The sequence below is a fragment of the Aeromonas sp. QDB30 genome (genome assembly GCF_027707645.1).
Taxonomy (GTDB): domain Bacteria; phylum Pseudomonadota; class Gammaproteobacteria; order Enterobacterales; family Aeromonadaceae; genus Aeromonas; species Aeromonas caviae.
Genome location: NZ_JAPCIY010000024.1, coordinates 1 through 16,358, shown reverse-complemented (window position 1 = coordinate 16,358; position 16,358 = coordinate 1). Strand labels below are relative to the sequence as shown.

At 62.9% G+C, this 16,358-nt stretch carries 18 protein-coding genes; 5 read left to right on the top strand and 13 right to left on the bottom strand.

The window, feature by feature from the left end:
- Window positions 1–66 precede the first annotated feature (66 nt).
- Window positions 67–438, bottom strand: coding sequence for a protein YgfX (locus PG896_RS09595; protein ID WP_043154867.1), 372 nt, complete (start codon window positions 436–438; stop codon window positions 67–69).
- A 58-nt stretch (window positions 439–496) separates the two neighbouring features.
- Window positions 497–766 carry an FAD assembly factor SdhE gene (locus PG896_RS09590; protein WP_041213909.1) on the bottom strand — a complete coding sequence of 90 codons (270 nt, stop codon included), beginning with the start codon at window positions 764–766 and terminating at the stop codon, window positions 497–499.
- Between the two features lie 113 nt (window positions 767–879).
- Between PG896_RS09590 and ygfZ the strand changes: the two genes are divergently transcribed.
- Window positions 880–1,791 (top strand): tRNA-modifying protein YgfZ, encoded by a 912-nt coding sequence (ygfZ, locus tag PG896_RS09585; protein ID WP_182951366.1) that lies wholly within the window; start codon window positions 880–882, stop codon window positions 1,789–1,791.
- Window positions 1,792–1,798: 7 nt separating this feature from the next.
- Here ygfZ and PG896_RS09580 read toward each other — a convergent pair whose 3' ends face one another.
- A complete protein-coding gene (locus PG896_RS09580) occupies window positions 1,799–2,680 on the bottom strand; it encodes a LysR family transcriptional regulator (protein ID WP_010675650.1) in 882 nt (293 codons plus the stop codon).
- Window positions 2,681–2,804: 124 nt separating this feature from the next.
- Here PG896_RS09580 and PG896_RS09575 point away from each other — a divergent pair, with 124 nt between their 5' ends.
- Entirely contained in the window at window positions 2,805–3,242 is a 438-nt protein-coding gene (locus PG896_RS09575; RefSeq protein ID WP_039040541.1) for a PACE efflux transporter, read from the top strand.
- 70 nt (window positions 3,243–3,312) lie between these two features.
- On the opposite strand, the gene PG896_RS09570 is transcribed toward PG896_RS09575, so the two are convergent.
- Window positions 3,313–3,654 carry a hypothetical protein gene (locus PG896_RS09570; protein ID WP_010675652.1) on the bottom strand — a complete coding sequence of 114 codons (342 nt, stop codon included), beginning with the start codon at window positions 3,652–3,654 and terminating at the stop codon, window positions 3,313–3,315.
- A 183-nt stretch (window positions 3,655–3,837) separates the two neighbouring features.
- Here PG896_RS09570 and cutA point away from each other — a divergent pair, with 183 nt between their 5' ends.
- The 3 genes from cutA to PG896_RS09555 all read left to right on the top strand — a co-directional run bounded on the left by cutA (window position 3,838) and on the right by PG896_RS09555 (window position 6,480).
- Window positions 3,838–4,155 (top strand): divalent-cation tolerance protein CutA, encoded by a 318-nt coding sequence (cutA, locus tag PG896_RS09565; RefSeq protein ID WP_010675653.1) that lies wholly within the window; start codon window positions 3,838–3,840, stop codon window positions 4,153–4,155.
- Entirely contained in the window at window positions 4,152–5,930 is a 1,779-nt protein-coding gene (locus PG896_RS09560; protein ID WP_201872319.1) for a protein-disulfide reductase DsbD, read from the top strand. Before cutA ends, PG896_RS09560 begins: the two co-directional genes overlap by 4 nt.
- 124 nt (window positions 5,931–6,054) lie before the next feature.
- The gene (locus PG896_RS09555; RefSeq protein WP_039040544.1) at window positions 6,055–6,480 is read left to right on the top strand and encodes a hypothetical protein; all 426 of its coding nucleotides are present in this window, start codon (window positions 6,055–6,057) and stop codon (window positions 6,478–6,480) included.
- An 18-nt stretch (window positions 6,481–6,498) separates the two neighbouring features.
- Here the strand turns inward: PG896_RS09555 and PG896_RS09550 are convergent, their stop codons facing one another.
- From PG896_RS09550 to PG896_RS09510, 9 genes are all read right to left on the bottom strand, one after another.
- Window positions 6,499–7,800, bottom strand: coding sequence for an NAD(P)/FAD-dependent oxidoreductase (locus tag PG896_RS09550; RefSeq protein ID WP_010675657.1), 1,302 nt, complete (start codon window positions 7,798–7,800; stop codon window positions 6,499–6,501).
- 153 nt (window positions 7,801–7,953) lie between these two features.
- The gene (gene fbaA, locus PG896_RS09545; protein ID WP_161470279.1) at window positions 7,954–9,033 is read right to left on the bottom strand and encodes a class II fructose-bisphosphate aldolase; all 1,080 of its coding nucleotides are present in this window, start codon (window positions 9,031–9,033) and stop codon (window positions 7,954–7,956) included.
- A gap of 115 nt (window positions 9,034–9,148) precedes the next feature.
- The gene (locus PG896_RS09540) at window positions 9,149–10,312 is read right to left on the bottom strand and encodes a phosphoglycerate kinase (RefSeq protein ID WP_010675659.1); all 1,164 of its coding nucleotides are present in this window, start codon (window positions 10,310–10,312) and stop codon (window positions 9,149–9,151) included.
- Between the two features lie 66 nt (window positions 10,313–10,378).
- Window positions 10,379–11,389, bottom strand: a complete 1,011-nt coding sequence (epd, locus tag PG896_RS09535; RefSeq protein WP_041211676.1) for an erythrose-4-phosphate dehydrogenase — start codon at window positions 11,387–11,389, stop codon at window positions 10,379–10,381.
- 50 nt (window positions 11,390–11,439) lie between these two features.
- On the bottom strand, window positions 11,440–12,369 hold the full coding sequence (locus PG896_RS09530; RefSeq protein WP_161470280.1) for an ROK family protein: 930 nt from the start codon (window positions 12,367–12,369) through the stop codon (window positions 11,440–11,442).
- Window positions 12,370–12,520: 151 nt separating this feature from the next.
- Complete coding sequence (gene hemE / locus PG896_RS09525) at window positions 12,521–13,588, bottom strand: uroporphyrinogen decarboxylase (RefSeq protein WP_010675662.1); 1,068 nt, start codon at window positions 13,586–13,588, stop codon at window positions 12,521–12,523.
- Window positions 13,589–13,727: 139 nt separating this feature from the next.
- Window positions 13,728–14,507 carry an NAD(+) diphosphatase gene (gene nudC, locus PG896_RS09520; protein WP_270835633.1) on the bottom strand — a complete coding sequence of 260 codons (780 nt, stop codon included), beginning with the start codon at window positions 14,505–14,507 and terminating at the stop codon, window positions 13,728–13,730.
- Between the two features lie 165 nt (window positions 14,508–14,672).
- The gene (locus PG896_RS09515; RefSeq protein WP_010675664.1) at window positions 14,673–15,278 is read right to left on the bottom strand and encodes a TIGR04211 family SH3 domain-containing protein; all 606 of its coding nucleotides are present in this window, start codon (window positions 15,276–15,278) and stop codon (window positions 14,673–14,675) included.
- A gap of 152 nt (window positions 15,279–15,430) precedes the next feature.
- Window positions 15,431–16,183, bottom strand: a complete 753-nt coding sequence (locus PG896_RS09510) for a potassium channel family protein (protein WP_029314808.1) — start codon at window positions 16,181–16,183, stop codon at window positions 15,431–15,433.
- Window positions 16,184–16,358 lie beyond the last annotated feature (175 nt).

Genomic DNA, 16,358 nt, shown 5'->3' with positions numbered 1-16,358 from the left:
GATGACCCCGCCCAGGCGGGGTCATCTGCTATGAGCGGCAGATGTAGCAGGTAGAGAGAGACGCCCCTAGCGGACAGCGAGGTGGATGGCGCGGGCCAGGGCGCGGTAGTGTGCAGGGGCCAGGGCATCGGAGAAGAGCCAGAGCTGCCCCTCGGAGCCCTCCACCGTCTTCAGCCGCAACCAGAGCACCCCGGGCAGGATGCGGCTGCGGGGATCCAGCCGATGGCGCGCCCCTTGCCACTCGAGCCACTCCCCATCCCAGACGAGCACGCCGCTCGCCGCCGGATGGCGGCGCAACGCGCGCCACAGACTCAGCCCCCAGACAGGGAGGAACAGCCCCCATTGCCAGCCCTGGATCAGGCTAGCGACGGGCAAGAGCAGCAACAGAAACAGGATGCACAGCAGCAGACGCTGCTGGCGGGAGGCGATCACGGGCATCACTGCCCGCTGGGGAGACGCGAGGCTGGCCATGAGGGGTGGCGGTCGCGAGTCGGGCTCAGCGCAGGCTGTCGTGACGGGCCTGGTTGCGCTCGAGGATCAGGGGGATCATGGCGGCAAAATCGGGATCCTCGGGCACGCCGTGACCCATGCACCAGCGGAACAGCTCCGGATCCTCGCACTCCAGCAGGCGAATGAAGGTGCGCTGTTCGGCCTCGCCGAGGCCATCGAACTCGTGCTCAAAGAAGGGCATAAAGATCACATCCAGCTCGAGCATGCCGCGACGGCAGGCCCACTTCAGGCGGGACTTCTCACTTGGGTTCAACATGGAACTCTCCTTACAAAGACCGGGGAATGGTAGCAGCAGGATTTTCCGGCTGACAAACATTCCTTACGTCTTTACCATGCAGGTCACATACTTTCTGTCTCTGGAATCCCATCGTGAGCCTGCCGACCCCTCTTCTTCCTGCCGAGCCGACCCTGTTTTCCCTGACCAATCTGGCCATCACCCGCCTCGGCGGCCCGGATCGCGCCAAGTATCTGCAAGGTCAGGTCACCTGCGACGTCAACGCCCTGCAACCGGGCCAGAGCACCCTCGGCGGCCACTGCGATCCCAAGGGCAAGCTGTGGAGCGATTTTCGCCTGCTCTGCCTGGAAGACAGCCTGCTGATGCTGACCAAGCCCTCGGTGCTGGCCCGCCAGCTGCCGGAGCTCAAGAAGTTTGCGATCTTTGCCAAGGTCGAGATCGGCGAGTTTCAGGGCAGCCTGACCGGACTGGCCGGTCAGGGGACGGACGACTGGATGGCACAGCACTTCGCGCTGACCGGCACCGGTCTGGTGGAGGGCGGCATGGCAGTCAGGGTGGAGGCGGACCGCTGGCTGCTGGCGAGCACATCCCCGCTGGCCCTGAACCTGCCGGTGGGCGACGAAGGACTCTGGTGGGGGCTGGAAATCAAAGCCGGTCTCCCCCATCTGGAAGCGGTCCATCAGGGGGAATACATCCCCCAGATGCTGAACCTGCAAGCCCTTGATGGCATCAGCTTCAACAAGGGCTGCTACATGGGGCAGGAGACGGTGGCGCGCGCCAAGTATCGCGGCGCCAACAACCGCGCCCTCTTCGTGCTGAGCGGCACGGCCGCAACGCAGGTGGCCAGCGGTGACACCCTGGAGATCCAGCTCGGTGACAACTGGCGCCGCAGCGGTCTGGTGCTCAACGCCTGGCAGCAGCAGGGTCAGGTGTGGCTCACCGCCGTGCTGCCCAAGGACACCGAGGCCGACGCCCGCTTCCGCCTCAAGCTGGAAGAGGGCTCCAGCCTCAGTTTGCAACCCCTGCCCTACGCGTTGATCGACTGAATCCCCCCTAGCGAGGCACCCGCGCCAGCAGTGCCTCCTGCAACCAGCGCCCCGCCTGCCCGAGCGGGCGGGCGCGATACCACTGCAACTCCAGCGCCAGTTCCGCCTCGGCGATGAAGTCCGGCTTGAGCACCACCAGCTCCCCCCGCGCCAGGGGCCGGTGCAGCAGAAACTCGGGCACCGCCGCCCATCCCAGCCCCAGTTTCACCAGCTCCAGGATCCCGAGATCCCCCTCCACCCACCACACTTGCGCCGAGAGGCGGAAGCGATGGCGCTCCGTCCCCTCCCGCCGTCCGGTCACCATCAACTGGCGAGCCCCTTGCAGGTCGCTCTCCTTCAACGGCGTCTTGTGGGCCAGGGGGTGATCCGGAGAGACCACCAGGGGCATGGTGACCGTCCCCAGGGAGCGGGAGACCAGCTCCCGCTCGGGGTGCGCCTTTTGATAGCTGATGCCGAGCTGGGCACGGCCGCTCTTGAGCAGCTCGGTCACGTCCTCCATCAGCGGGAACAGCAGCTCCAGCTCCACCGCCGGGTAACGGCTGGCGAACTCCTCCAGCAGGGAACCAAGCCAGGGCAGGTGGGAGTCATCGTCGATGGCCAGGGTGAGGCGCGACTCGACGCCGTTGGCCAGTTCTCCTGCGATGGCCTGCAGTCGCTCGCTCTGGGCCAGCAGCACCCCCGCCTCCTGACAGATGCGGGCCCCCGCCTCGGTCAGCACGGGATAGCGGCCGCTGCGATCGAACAGCGCAAGGCCGAGATCGATCTCCAGGTTGGCGATGGCGGCACTCACCACCGACTGAGCCTTGCCCAGCCTGCGCGCCGCCGCCGAGAACGACCCGGTCTCGGCCGTCGCCAGCAATGCCTTGAAGTGTTCCAGTGAAGGGGTCATGAGCCTGCTCCGCCGTGCTGTTGTGTCGTCACATCTATCTATTTTAGCGATAGATACCAACGTGAATCTATCCGGTTTTGGCGATACATTGCCGCCATTCCCTGACCAAAGAGAGAGACAGACCATGCGTACGACCCGTGACCGCCTGCGCCACGCCATCGGCTTCGAATTGATTGGCCTGCTGATCGCCGCCCCGCTGGCCAGCTGGGTGACCGGCGTCGGGCTCAACCACATGGGCCCCCTGGCCCTGTTCTTCTCGGTGGTCGCCACCGTCTGGAACTATGTCTACAACATCGGGGTGGACAAGCTGCTGCTGCGCTATCAGGGCCACACCCACAAGGCGCTGTGGCAGCGTGTGCTGCATACCCTGGGGTTCGAGGGGGGCCTGCTGATCGTGGCCCTGCCGGTGATGTCCTGGTGGCTCGACATCGGCCTGCTGGAGGCGCTGGTGCTGGATATGGGCTTCGTGCTCTTCTACCTGGTCTATGCCTTCGTCTACAACTGGAGTTACGACAAGGTGTTCCCCATTCCCATGGGACAGGTGCAGAAGGCACTGGGATAAGCGATTCGAGGGGTAAGGGCGAGGCACCATCATGCGATGGCATGATGGTGCTGAAGAGGGCCTCGCGGGGTCAGGCCTGGGCCTTGACCTCTTCCGGCGGGGTATCGTCCTGCCTGGTTTCCTGGCGCATCATGGCTTCGAGGTCGCTCTGGTACTGGTTCAGCATGCGCTGGGCCGCCACCATGTCCCCCTTGTGCAGGCGCTCGAACAGATGATGCTGCACCACGCCGTTGAGGTACTCCACCGTGATGGGTTGCTCCAACGCCGACAACAGCTCCTCTTTTTCCAGCTCCGCATTGATCTCGTCGACACTGGTACGCAGCAGACCGGCCAGTTGCACCAGCATGCGGCGCTCCCCTTCACGCAACAGGCTCAACATGCGGTTTCTCTGCTGCTCATTCTGTTGGGTCATACATTTCCTTACGTAGAATTGGAACAAGCCCGCTCATTCTGCCCTGTCCTTTTCACAGCGTCCATCTCGGGCGCATGACTTATTCCGGGTGCGGGGGGCCGGGTGCTATTTGCCCCCCGGCCCGGTATAGTAACGGCTGATCCAGGGGGCCCGTGCGCCCCGTTGCCGAGACCGTCCATCCCTATGACCGACGCCATTCTGGTGCTCTGCACCTGCCCCGACGAGACCAGTGCAGACCGCCTCTGCGAGCAGCTGCTCGACCAGCGCCTCGCCGCCTGCATCAACCAGCTGCCCGGGGTCACCTCCGTCTATCGCTGGCAGGGCAAGACGGAGCGAACCCGGGAGATCCAGCTCGTCATCAAGAGTCGGGCCGCTCTGTTCGAACCCCTGCGCCAGTGCATTCTCGCCCACCATCCCTACGAGGTACCGGAGATCCTGGCGCTTCCGGCAAGCCAGGGCCACCCTGCCTATCTCGACTGGTTGACACAGGAGACCTCATGACCGCCTCTCGCCCCCTCTCCTTCCTGCTGATGCTGCTGGGCCTGCTCTGCGTCCTGACGACGGCCCCCGCCCGGGCCAGCAGCCAGGATCTGCTCGGCAGCCTCGGCATCGAGACCCAGCCCAGATTCCTCAAGGTGGATCAGGCCTTCGCCCTCGAGAGCGAACAACAGGGTGATCGGCTGCTGCTCCGGATACGCATCGCCGACGGCTATTACCTCTATCGCCACAGTATCCGTGTGAAGGGAGAGAACCTCGCCTTCGACGAGCCCGTCCTGCCCCCCGGCACCGAGCACGAGGATGACTTCTTCGGCAAGAGCCGGGTCTATTACCAGGAGGTGCAGATCCCCGTGGCACTGACCCGGGTCGGGGACGCGGCCAGCCTCACCCTGAGTTACCAGGGCTGCACCGAGGGACTCTGCTACCCACCGACCGACAAGCGGATCGCCGTCGAGCCCCTCGCAGCCCCCGCCCGGGCGGAAGCGGTGGCCAGCCTTCAAGGCACCGACGTGCCGGGCAGCCAGCAGGACAGGCTGGCGGCCGCCCTCGGCAGCCAGGGGTTCTGGATCAGCGTCGCCGCCTTCTTCGCCCTGGGTCTCGGCCTCGCCTTCACCCCCTGCGTCTTCCCCATGTATCCCATCCTGACCGGGATCATCGCCGGGGCCGGGCATCGCCTCTCCACCCGTCGCGCCTTCCTGCTCTCCTTCGTCTATGTGCAGGGGATGGCGGTCACCTATACCCTGCTCGGGCTCGTCGTCGCCTCGGCGGGCCTGCAATTCCAGGCGGCACTGCAGCATCCCTATGTGCTCATCGGCCTCTCGGTGATGTTCGTGCTGCTCGCCCTCTCCATGTTCGGGCTCTACACCCTGCAACTGCCGAGCAGCCTGCAAACCCGTCTCTCGGGCTTCTCCAACCGCCAGCAGGGCGGATCCGTGGCCGGCGTTGCCATCATGGGCATGATCTCGGGACTGGTCTGCTCCCCCTGCACCACGGCGCCGCTCTCCGGGGCCCTTATCTACGTGGCCCAGAGTGGCGACCTCTGGCTCGGCGGTGCGGCCCTCTATGCCCTCTCCCTGGGCATGGGGCTGCCGCTGCTCTTGCTCGGCACCTCTGGCGGCAAGCTGCTGCCCAGGGCCGGCGCCTGGATGGATGTGATCAAGCAACTCTTCGGTTTTGCGCTGCTGGCGGTACCCATCCTGCTGCTCTCAAGGCTCCTGAGCGATCAGGTGGCCACCCTGCTCTGGCTCGGCTGGGGGCTGGTGCTGTGCGGTTATCTCTATCACCACAACCAGCATCGCGCCCATTCGGTGGGCAAGAGCCTCGGCGGCTTCGTCCTGCTGCTGGCGATGATGGGCCTTGTGGTGGTGGGCAAGGATCTGCTGCTGCCACCCGAGGGGGCCAATGCCGCCGCCCAGACCCAGGCCCCCCGATTCATCCGCATCAAGACCCTGGACGATCTCAAGGTGCAGCTTGCCGCCGCCCGCGGCAAGCCGGTGCTGCTGGATCTCTACGCCGACTGGTGCGTGGCCTGCAAGGAGTTCGAGCACAAGACCTTCAGCAACCCCGATGTGCAGGCGCGCTTCAGCGAGATGGTGCTGCTGCAGGCGGACGTCACCGCCAACGACGACGCCGACGTGGATCTGCTCAACGGCCTCAACGTGCTGGGATTGCCGACCCTCCTCTTCTTCGATCGCGATGGCAACGAGGTGAACGGCCAGCGGGTGACCGGCTTCATGGGGCCTGTCGAATTTCTCGGCCAGCTGGACAAGCTGCGCTGATACCGGGTGGCCCGTGCAACCGTGTGGGCCCCCGGTTTGACCGCCATTTTTCCGGCAATCCCTTGTATATGACCGACGCCGTGGCAGAATTTGCCCTTTCCCGTCTCGTTCGTCCGGAGTTTTGATGAAAAAGTGGTTCATCCCCCTGCTGGCCCTCTGGCTTTATGGCTGCAACGCAGGTCCCGGTGAAGAGACCATCCAGAGCCAGGTCACCGCCAGGTTGCAGGCGGGCACGGATGCTGACCTGTTCGACATCCGCGACTTCGCCGTGCTCGGCAAGGAGGAGCGGATGGAGGGGGTCTATCTGGTCAAGGTGAGCTACCAGCTCCACTTCAAGCAGGGACTGGATCAGTTGCAGGTGCTGCACGACGAGGATCTCGTCTATGACAGGGTCGGCCCCTTCCAGCAGGAGATGGGGCTGATGGAGCTCGAGCGCAAATATGGCGACTTCGAGGCAGGCCAGGCCCTGGCGCAGGAGACCCAGGTCTGGATGATGAAGACGGAGCAGGGCTGGCGCCTGGCCGAGCCAGACGCGACGCAGCAGGGATAATCCCGAGCCCCCCTCCCCCTAGAGCAGATCCTTCAGCCGATACCAGAGCATCCCGAGCGCCAGCAGCGGAGAGCGCAGCGCCGGGCCACCCGGGAAGGTCATGTGGGGGACGCGGCTGAAGAGATCGAAGCCCCGGCTCTCCCCCTTGATCGCCTCCGCCACCAGCTTGCCCGCCATGTGGGTGGCATTGAGGCCATGGCCCGAATAGGCCTGGGCATAGAAGACGTTGGGATGCTGCTCGAGGCGGCCTATCTGGGGCAGCCGGTTGGCGCCTATGCCTATCATGCCCCCCCACTGGAACTCGATGGCGGTACCCGCGAGCTCGGGGAAGACCCGCAGCAGCTTGGGCAGCATGAAGGCCTTGATATCACGGGGGTCACGGCCCGAGTAGTTGCAGGCACCGCCAAACAGCAGGCGACCGTCCGCCGACAGCCGATAGTAGTCGAGCGCCACATTCTGATCGCACACCGCCATGTTCTGTGGCAGCAAGCGCTGGCGCAGGCGCTTCTCCAGCACCTGGGTGGCGAGAATGTAGGAGCCTGCTGGCAGCACCTTGCCCCCGAGATCGGGCTGGAGGTCGCCCAGGTAAGCGTTGCAGCCGATCACCAGGTAGTCCGCGCTGACCCGGCCGTGGGCCGTGGTCACCTCGACCCGCTCGCCGTAGTCGATGTGGGTCACCCTTGAGTGTTCGAACAAGGAGACCCCGAGACTGGCTGCCGCACGCGCTTCGCCGAGGGCCAGGTTGAGAGGATGCAGGTGACCGGAGCCCATGTCGATCATCCCGCCGATATAGCGATCCGATCCGACCACGGTGTGCATCTCCTCCCGTGCCACCATTTTCAGTGCGTGCCGGTAACCCAGGCTCGCCAGGTGCTCGGCATCCTCCTCGAACCCCCTCAGGTGGCGCGCCTTGGTGGCGAGATCGCAATAGCCCCAGGTGAGATCGCACTCGATGTTGAAACGCTCGACCCGCTCGCGCACCAGCTGCACCGCTTCGATCCCCATGAGATCCAGCTCCCGCACGCCCGCCTCGCCAATCCAGCGGGCGAACTGGCTGGTATCGTGGCCGATGCCGCGGATCAGCTGGCCGCCGTTGCGCCCCGACGCCCCCCAGCCGATGCGGTTGGCCTCCAGCAGCACCACCTTGTAACCGGCATCGGCCAGGTTGATGGCGGTGTTGAGGCCGGTGAAACCGCCACCGATGACGCAGACGTCCGCATCCAGCTCACCACTGAGCTCGGGCCACTGCCGATGGTCGTTGCGAGTGGCCGCGTAATAGGAGGCCGTGTGTTCCTGATGTCCCTGTCTTCCTGTCTGCATGCTCAGCATCCTGCCTGGTTGCATTCGTTTACTAAATTAAACGGGTGTCATCGATAATACCCAGCCCCCCATCCCCAATCCAGCCCGTCAGGATCACAGAAATGCAAAAGGCGCCCCGAAGGGCGCCTTTTCATGCAATCAAGGTGCTGCGAATTACAGTACGTCGATGGCGTTCAGGTCGGAGAAGGCCTTCTCCAGACGCGCGATCATGGAAGTCTGACCGGCACGCAGCCATACGCGCGGATCGTAGAACTTCTTGTTCGGCTTGTCGGCACCTTCCGGGTTGCCCAGCTGGCCTTGCAGGTAGGCTTCGTTGGACTTGTAGAAGTTCAGCACGCCTTCCCAGGTCGCCCACTGGGTGTCGGTGTCGATGTTCATCTTCACCACGCCGTAGGAGATGGATTCGCGGATCTCTTCCAGGGTAGAGCCGGAGCCACCGTGGAACACGAAGTCCAGGGACTTGGCAGGCAGACCGAACTTCTCGGAGACGTACTTCTGGGAGTTGTCCAGGATCTTCGGAGTCAGCTTGACGTTACCCGGCTTGTACACACCGTGCACGTTGCCGAAGGAGGCAGCGATGGTGAAGCGCGGGCTGATCTTGGACAGACGCTCGTAGGCGTAGGCCACGTCTTCCGGCTGGGTGTACAGGGAGGATTGGTCCAGGTGGCTGTTGTCCACGCCGTCTTCTTCACCGCCGGTGCAGCCCAGTTCCAGCTCCAGAGTCATGTTCATCTTGGCCATGCGGGTCAGGTACTCGCAGCAGATGTCGATGTTCTCTTCCAGAGACTCTTCGGACAGATCCAGCATGTGGGAGGAGAACAGCGGCTTGCCGGTTTCGGCAAAGTGCTTCTCGCCCGCGTCCAGCAGACCGTCGATCCACGGCAGCAGCTTCTTGGCGGCGTGGTCGGTGTGCAGGATCACCGGCACACCGTAGGCTTCGGCAACGGAGTGCACGTGCTTGGCACCGGAGATGGCACCCAGGATGGCAGCTTGCTGGCCTTCCAGCTTCAGACCCTTGCCGGCGGTGAACACGGCACCACCGTTGGAGAACTGTACGATAACCGGGGCTTTGACCTTGGCAGCAGCTTCCAGCACGGCGTTCACGGAGTCGGTACCGACGCAGTTGACGGCCGGCAGAGCGAAGCCGTTTTCCTTGGCGATGGCGAACACTTTCTGAACGTCATCACCAGTGATCACGCCGGGTTTTACGAAGTCGAAAATTTTCTTAGACATGTTTAATCGTCCTGTCTCGTATGCCGTTAATAAAAAGTGGGGGGTTCATCATGAACCGGCACAGCGGCCACATGATAAACGAAACGGGAGGCTTTTGCCCCCCGTCCCGGGTCAATTAGGCTTTGGCGCGCTCTTCGAGAATCGCGACAGCCGGCAGTACCTTGCCTTCTACGAACTCCAGGAAGGCGCCGCCGCCGGTGGAGATGTAGGAGACCTTGTCGGCGATGCCGAACTTGTCGATGGCAGCCAGGGTGTCACCACCGCCAGCGATGGAGAAGGCCGGGGAAGCGGCGATGGCTTCGGCGATCACCTTGGTGCCTTCAGCGAACTGGTCGAACTCGAACACGCCGACCGGGCCGTTCCACAGGATGGTCTTGGCGTTCATGATGATGTCGGCCAGGGCCTTGGCGGAATCCGGACCGATGTCGAAGATCATGTCGCCGTCAGTCACGTCGGACACGGACTTGATGGTGGCCGGGGTGGATTCGGAGAATTCGCTACCCACAACCACGTCGGTGGTCACCGGAATGTTGGTTTCGGCAGCCAGTTTCTTGGCGGTGTCGATCAGATCGTGCTCGCACAGGGACTTGCCGACGTTGTGACCGGCAGCAGCGATGAAGGTGTTGGCGATGCCACCACCGACCACCAGCTGGTCAGCGATCTTGGAGAGGGATTCCAGCACGGTCAGCTTGGTGGAGACCTTGGAGCCGCCCACGATGGCAACCATGGGGCGCTCGGGCTTCAGCATGGCTTTGCCCAGGGCTTCCAGTTCACCGGCCAGCAGGGGGCCTGCACAGGCAACCGGCGCGAACTGGGCCACACCGTAGGTAGAGCCTTCGGCGCGGTGAGCAGTACCGAATGCATCCATTACAAAGACGTCACACAGGGCGGCGTATTTTTTGGCCAGATCGATGGTGTTCTTCTTCTCGCCTTTGTTGAAGCGGCAGTTTTCCAGCACAACCAGCTCACCGGCGGCGACGTCTACGCCATCCAGGTAGTCTTTGGCCAGACGAACCGGGCAGGACAGTGCGTCTTTCAGATAGTTGACAACCGGAGCCAGGGAGAATTCTTCGTTGTATTCACCCTCGGTCGGACGACCCAGGTGGGAGGTGATCATCAGCTTGGCGCCCTTTTCCAGAGCCAGCTTGATGGTCGGCAGAGTCGCAACGATACGTGCATCGGAAGTGACCTTGCCGTCTTTTACCGGCACGTTCAGGTCAGCACGGATCAGAACGCGTTTGCCCGCCAGATCCAGGTCGGTCATCTTGATAACAGACATATTCAGTCCTCTATATATTTTCAGGTAATGTTAAAAAAACAGTAACCTTGCGCCCGGTGCAGACTCTCAGCCTGCGGCCATCATGGCCCGGGTGGTATCCAGCATGCGGTTGGCGAAGCCCCATTCGTTATCGCACCACATCAACATCTTGACGAGGTTGGCATCGCTGACCCGGGTCTGGGTACCATCAATGATGCAGGAGTGTGCATCATGATTAAAGTCTACGGAGACCAGTGGCTCTTCCGTGTAGTCCAGAATACCGTGTAATGTACCTCTGGATGCCCGTTGCAGGGCTTGATTTACGTCACTAACTGTCACTTTTTTACGAACAGTAATGCTCAGATCCATGGCGGTTACATTGATGGTCGGTACCCGTACCGCGATCGCCTCGAACTTGCCGGCAAAGTGGGGAAGGATACGTTCCAACCCCTTTGCCAGCTTGGTGTCCACCGGGATGATGGACTGGCTGGCTGCCCGGGTTCTGCGCAAGTCGCCGTGATAGGCATCGATGACTTGCTGATCGTGCATGGCCGAATGAATTGTCGTAATAGTACCACAATTTATCTCGAATTCTCGATGCAATGTTTCGATGACGGGGACCACGCAGTTGGTGGTACAGGAGGCGTTGGAGACGATCCGCTCCCGCCCGGTCAGCACCTGGTGGTTGACCCCGTAGACGATGGTGGCGTCCACGTCCGCGTCCGCCGGATGGGAGAAGAGCACCTTGCCCGCTCCCGCCCCCAGATGCAGCTCGGCATCGGCCCGGGAGCCGAACACCCCGGTGCAGTCCAGCACCACGTCCACCCCCAGCGCCCGCCACGGCAAGTTCGACGGATCCCGCTCGGCAAACAGGGCGATGAGATCCTCCCCCACCTGCATGCTGTTGCCCGCCAGTTGTACCGGATAGCGGAACCGGCCGTGGCTGGTGTCAAAGCGGGTCAGGTGCACCATGGCCTCGGGGGCCGCCAGCTCGTTGATGGCCACTATCTTGATGGTCTTGTCGCGGCCGCTCTCGTAGAGGGCCCGCAGCACGTTGCGGCCGATGCGGCCATAGCCGTTGATGGCAATCTTGATCATGGAAACGTTGTGTCCTTAGCTGCGACAAAGGGATGGGAGGAAGGGGCGACTCACGAGAGCAGTGCCTCGCGAAAGACGCCGCGGGCCAGCAGTGCGGCACCGAATACCCCGGCGCTGTCCCCCAGAGCCGGCGCTACCATGGGGGTGGCGAAGCGGGGGTTGAACAGGAAGGGCAATACCGTTTCGCGCCCGGCGCGATAGAGGCTCTGCACATTGCCCACGCCGCCACCGATGACGATGACGTCCGGATCGAGAATATTGATCACGTTGGCGAGGGCCTGGCCGAACAGCAGGTGCAACCTGTCCATGGTGAGCCTGGCGACATGATCATGGGCACTGGCCGCAGCAATCTGGGCGAGCGAGAGACGGCGTTTGGTCCTGGCCTCGTACCAGGCCTCCAGCGCCGGGCCGCTGATGAGGGTTTCGACGCAGCCGCGCTTGCCGCAGTAGCACTCTGGCCCCTCCGGCAACAGGACGTTGTGCCCCCACTCCCCGGCGATGCCGTGGTGACCGTTGAGGATCTGGCCGTTGATGACGATGCCGGCCCCGACTCCGGTGCCCATGATGATGCCGAACACCACGCGTGCAGAGGAATGATGCTGGCGCACCGCCCCCAGATGGGTTTCCGCCAGGGCGAAACAGTTGGCGTCGTTGGCGATGAGCACGGGGACGCCCAGCCTGCGCTCCAGATCTTCCTTGAGCGGCTTGCCGTTGAACTCGGTGGTGTTGCTGTTTTTCAGCAGCCCGGTCTGGGGGTCCCGGGCCCCCGGCGTCCCCATGCCGATGAGTGCAGGACGCTGACCGAGTTTGGCGGCACACTCGTCCACCAGTTTGGCGATCTGGCCCAGCATGTGCTGGTAGCCGCCGTGCCGTTCAGTAGGAATGCGGTGGCGCAGCAACACCTCGTCGCCATCGAGCACCACGCACTCGCACTTGGTCCCGCCAAGGTCGATGCCCCAATCCCATGCCCGCTTCTCCATCCAGCCTCCTGCCCCTCAACGACCCCATCCCGGCCACGACGGCCAACATGGGGGTGCAGTGTAACCCGAGCCGCGACCAGGATGCAGCCCCCTGTGTCACGGACAGCAAAACGGGGCCCGCAGGCCCCGTTCATCACGCTGTTTGCCGCCCTCAGCGACCGTGGTATCGGGCGGAGAGCTCATGCACCGCGTTGACGAACACGCCGGCATGTTCCGGGTCCACATCCTGATGGATGCCGTGCCCCAGGTTGAAGACATGACCGTTGCCATGACCGAAACCGGCCAGAATGGTGGCGACCTCTTCGCGGATCCGCTCCGGGGTGGCGTAGAGCATGGAGGGGTCCATGTTGCCCTGCAGCGCCACCTTGTCGCCGACCCGGCGTTTGGCGTCCGCGATGTCGGTGGTCCAGTCCAGCCCTAGGGCATCACAGCCGGTGGCGGCGATCTGCTCCAGCCACTGGCCGCCGTTCTTGGTGAACAGGGTGACCGGCACACGGCGGCCCTCATGTTCACGGATCAGGCCATCGACGATCTTGTGCATGTACTGCAGGGAGAAGTCGCGGTAATCCCGCGGGGTGAGCACGCCGCCCCAGGTATCGAACACCATGACCGCCTGGGCACCCGCCCTGATCTGGGCGTTGAGATAGCTAATCACGCTGTCCGCCAGCTTGTCGAGCAGCAGATGCAGGGTCTGCGGCTCTGCATACATCATCTGCTTGATCTTGGTGAACGCCTTGGAGCTGCCCCCCTCCACCATGTAGGTGGCCAGGGTCCAGGGGCTGCCGGAGAAGCCGATGAGCGGCACGTCGCCCTTGAGCTCGCGGCGGATGGTGCGCACCGCATTCATCACGTAGCCGAGCTCGTCTTCCGGATCCGGGATGGGCAGGGCCTGCACGTCGGCCATGGAGGTGATCGGGCGCTCGAAGCGCGGGCCTTCCCCGTGTTCGAAGTAGAGGCCCAGCCCCATGGCATCGGGCACGGTCAGGATGTCGGAGAAGAGGATGGCGGCATCGAGTGGATAGCGGCGCAGGGGCTGCAAGGTGACTTCACAGGCCAGCTCGGCGTTGCGACACAGGGACATGAAATCCCCCGCAACGGCGCGGGTCGCCTTGTATTCCGGCAGATAACGGCCAGCCTGACGCATCATCCATACCGGGGTCATGTCCACTTCCTGGCGCAGCAGGGCACGCAGGTATCGATCGTTTTTCAGCTCTTTCATCCCAGTTCCTGAGTCATGTCACGCATAAAATGGCGGACATGATACCACTTTGTGCAAGGCTGAGGGCGACACTGATGCCGCACAGCACCGCAGGAGTGCAAAGATGTGAGGGGACGCATACAAGCGCCCCCGTTTTCCCTCAACGCGCCTCGGCGAGGCACTGTTCGATAAGCCGGCGCGCTATGGTGCCATGAGGGGGCAAGCGCGGCAGCCGGTCAGCCTCAAAGAAGCCTGCCGCCACCAGTTCGTCATCCTGCACCCGGATCTCGCCGCTCTCGTAGTCGGCGGTGAAGCCCATCATCAGGCTGTGGGGGAAGGGCCAGGGCTGGCTCGCCACGTAACGCACATTGGTCACCCGGATGCCGCTCTCCTCGAACACCTCCCGCGCCACGCACTGCTCCAGATTCTCCCCAGCCTCCACGAAGCCGGCCAGCACGGTATACATGGGATCATCCGCCTGATAGTGACGGCGGTGGGCTGCCAGCAAGATGGCCGGCCCCTTGCGCACCGCGACGATGATGCAGGGGGAGATGCGCGGATAGACGACATGGCCGTGATGACACCCCTGGGCCCACTCCCCTTCCCTCGGGGTCATGGGGGCGCCACACTCACCGCAGAAGCGATGGGTACGGCGAAAAGTGGCGAGCTGCCAGGCCCGCCCTGCGAGGCGAAAGCCCTCTTCGTCCCCCGCCACCATAAGCTGGCGCAGCGGGGCCATGGCCTCGGTCTCCGCCTCCGCCCCCAGATCCAGCAGATGGCAAGGCAGGCCGTCCCACTCGTCGAAGCGCTCGAAGGAGGCGGTGTGCAGATGGGGGGGCAAAACGGCGCGGGGCCCTTGTGGAATGCGCCCCTGTTCATCCAGCAGGACGAGGTGATCGCCCCCCAGCACGAACCAGAAGGCCTGTTCAGTTGATGACATATGATGAAGGCTCTTGTTGAGAATGCGCGCGGCACAGGATCGTTTGCCTCATATTACGAGCGGGAAGGGCCGATGGCGACCCCCGACATGGCCCTCTTCTCGCCAGACACACCATGAAAAAAGGCCGCCTCTGGCGACCTTTCATCCTGTTGACCGCCCGGACGATCAGTTCATCCAGCGCTCGCTGCTCTTGCGACGGCGCGGGAGCATGGGCAGGAGGATCCCGAGCAGGATGCCCCCCCCCACCATGGCACCACCGCGGATGAACCAGTCCATCTGCATGTCGTGCTCACGGTTGTCATAGCTCTGGGTCAGGGCGTCGTTCTGTTCCTTGAGGCTGCTCATCTCGGCGCTCTGGCTGTCCAGACGGGCTTTGAGGCTGGCGATCTCCTTGCTCTGCTCGGCGATCTTGCCATCCTTCTCGGCGAAGCGTTTCTCGTTGTCGCCATTGAGGTTCAGCAGGCGGGCCTTGGCTTCGTCCAGCTCTTTCTGAACCTGGGGAAGGCGTTCACGCAGGCTGATCTCCCCCTGCAGCTCGCTGTTCTTGATCCAGCCCTCGCGGCCACGACCGTCCACCACCTGGGTGAATCCGGCCTCCTGGTTTACCGCCTTGACCTCCAGCGGCTCACCGGCCTTGACGCTGCCGAGGATCCGGTACTGGGTACCCGGACCGTTGTGGATATAGGTAAAGATGTTGTCTGAAACATAGCGGGTATCGGCCAGTGCCTGTTGGGCACACAAGCAGATCAGGATCCCGAGAAGGGCGCGCATGGTCGATCGATTCTCTTCGTTGGATTAGGTTGCAGGCCGAATGTTAAGCCGCCTGCGGGTCAAAGGACAAGCAAAGAAAAGCGCCATCTCCCCGAGTGAGAGCTGTCTCGCAGCGCCGCCGGTTTGCCACGCGACCATTCCAGACGTCGTACCTACTTCTGTTTCAGCGCCTGCACCTCGGCGCGCAGGGCCTTGAGCTCTTTGAGCAGTTGCGCCTGCTGCTCGCTCTGCTGGCGTCGCCACACCGCGGTGTCATCGTTGGTCTTGCCGGGATGGACGAACAGGCTGGCCATGAAGCCGCTGAGGGCGCCAAACAACCCCACTCCAAAGAGGATCAGCAGGCTGGCGACGAAGCGCCCCTCCTCCGTCTTGGGCACCAGATCCCCGTACCCCACGGTAGAGAGGGTCACCAGCGTCCACCAGAAGGCATCGTAAGGAGTCTGGATCTGGCTGCCGGGTTGCCCCGTTTCCAGCCAGTACATGACGCCGGAGCCGACCCCCAGCAACAGGAAGAAGAGGAAGAGAATGCCGGAGAGGGTGGTTTCGTTGCGTTCACGACGGAACATGGCCAGCAGATCCGGTCTGTCCCGGAGCAACTGGTAGACCCGCCACAGCTGGATGAGCCGCGCCCAACGTAGTTGTTCCACCATGGGCAGGCTGCCGGGCAGATAGAACCAGTTGCTCTTGAAGAAGGCCATCCTGTCGGAGGCGCGCGCCCAGCCATAGGCGAAGTGAGCGAGGAAGAAGTAGCAGATCAGACTGTCGACATCATAAAAGAGCTGCAAAGTCTGGGGGCTCAGTTCACCGTGCCCCAGCCAGCGAGCAGCCACCAGGCAAACCGAAATCACGGAGAGAAACCCCATCAGCAGATCCATGGTACGCAAATGAGTTAAGTGATGTCGCATACATTTTCCAACTTTAAGCACGGTGCAAATTAATAAAAAGGAAGATAATGCCGATAGCTATGACGGCAAAGGAATAATGGACGTTGAAAGGAGAAAAATTAGGTTCATCGCGGCTTTCCGGGGAAGGCCGCCTTGATTTTCAGAAAAAAGTATTCTGAGTCCCTAAATCCATATG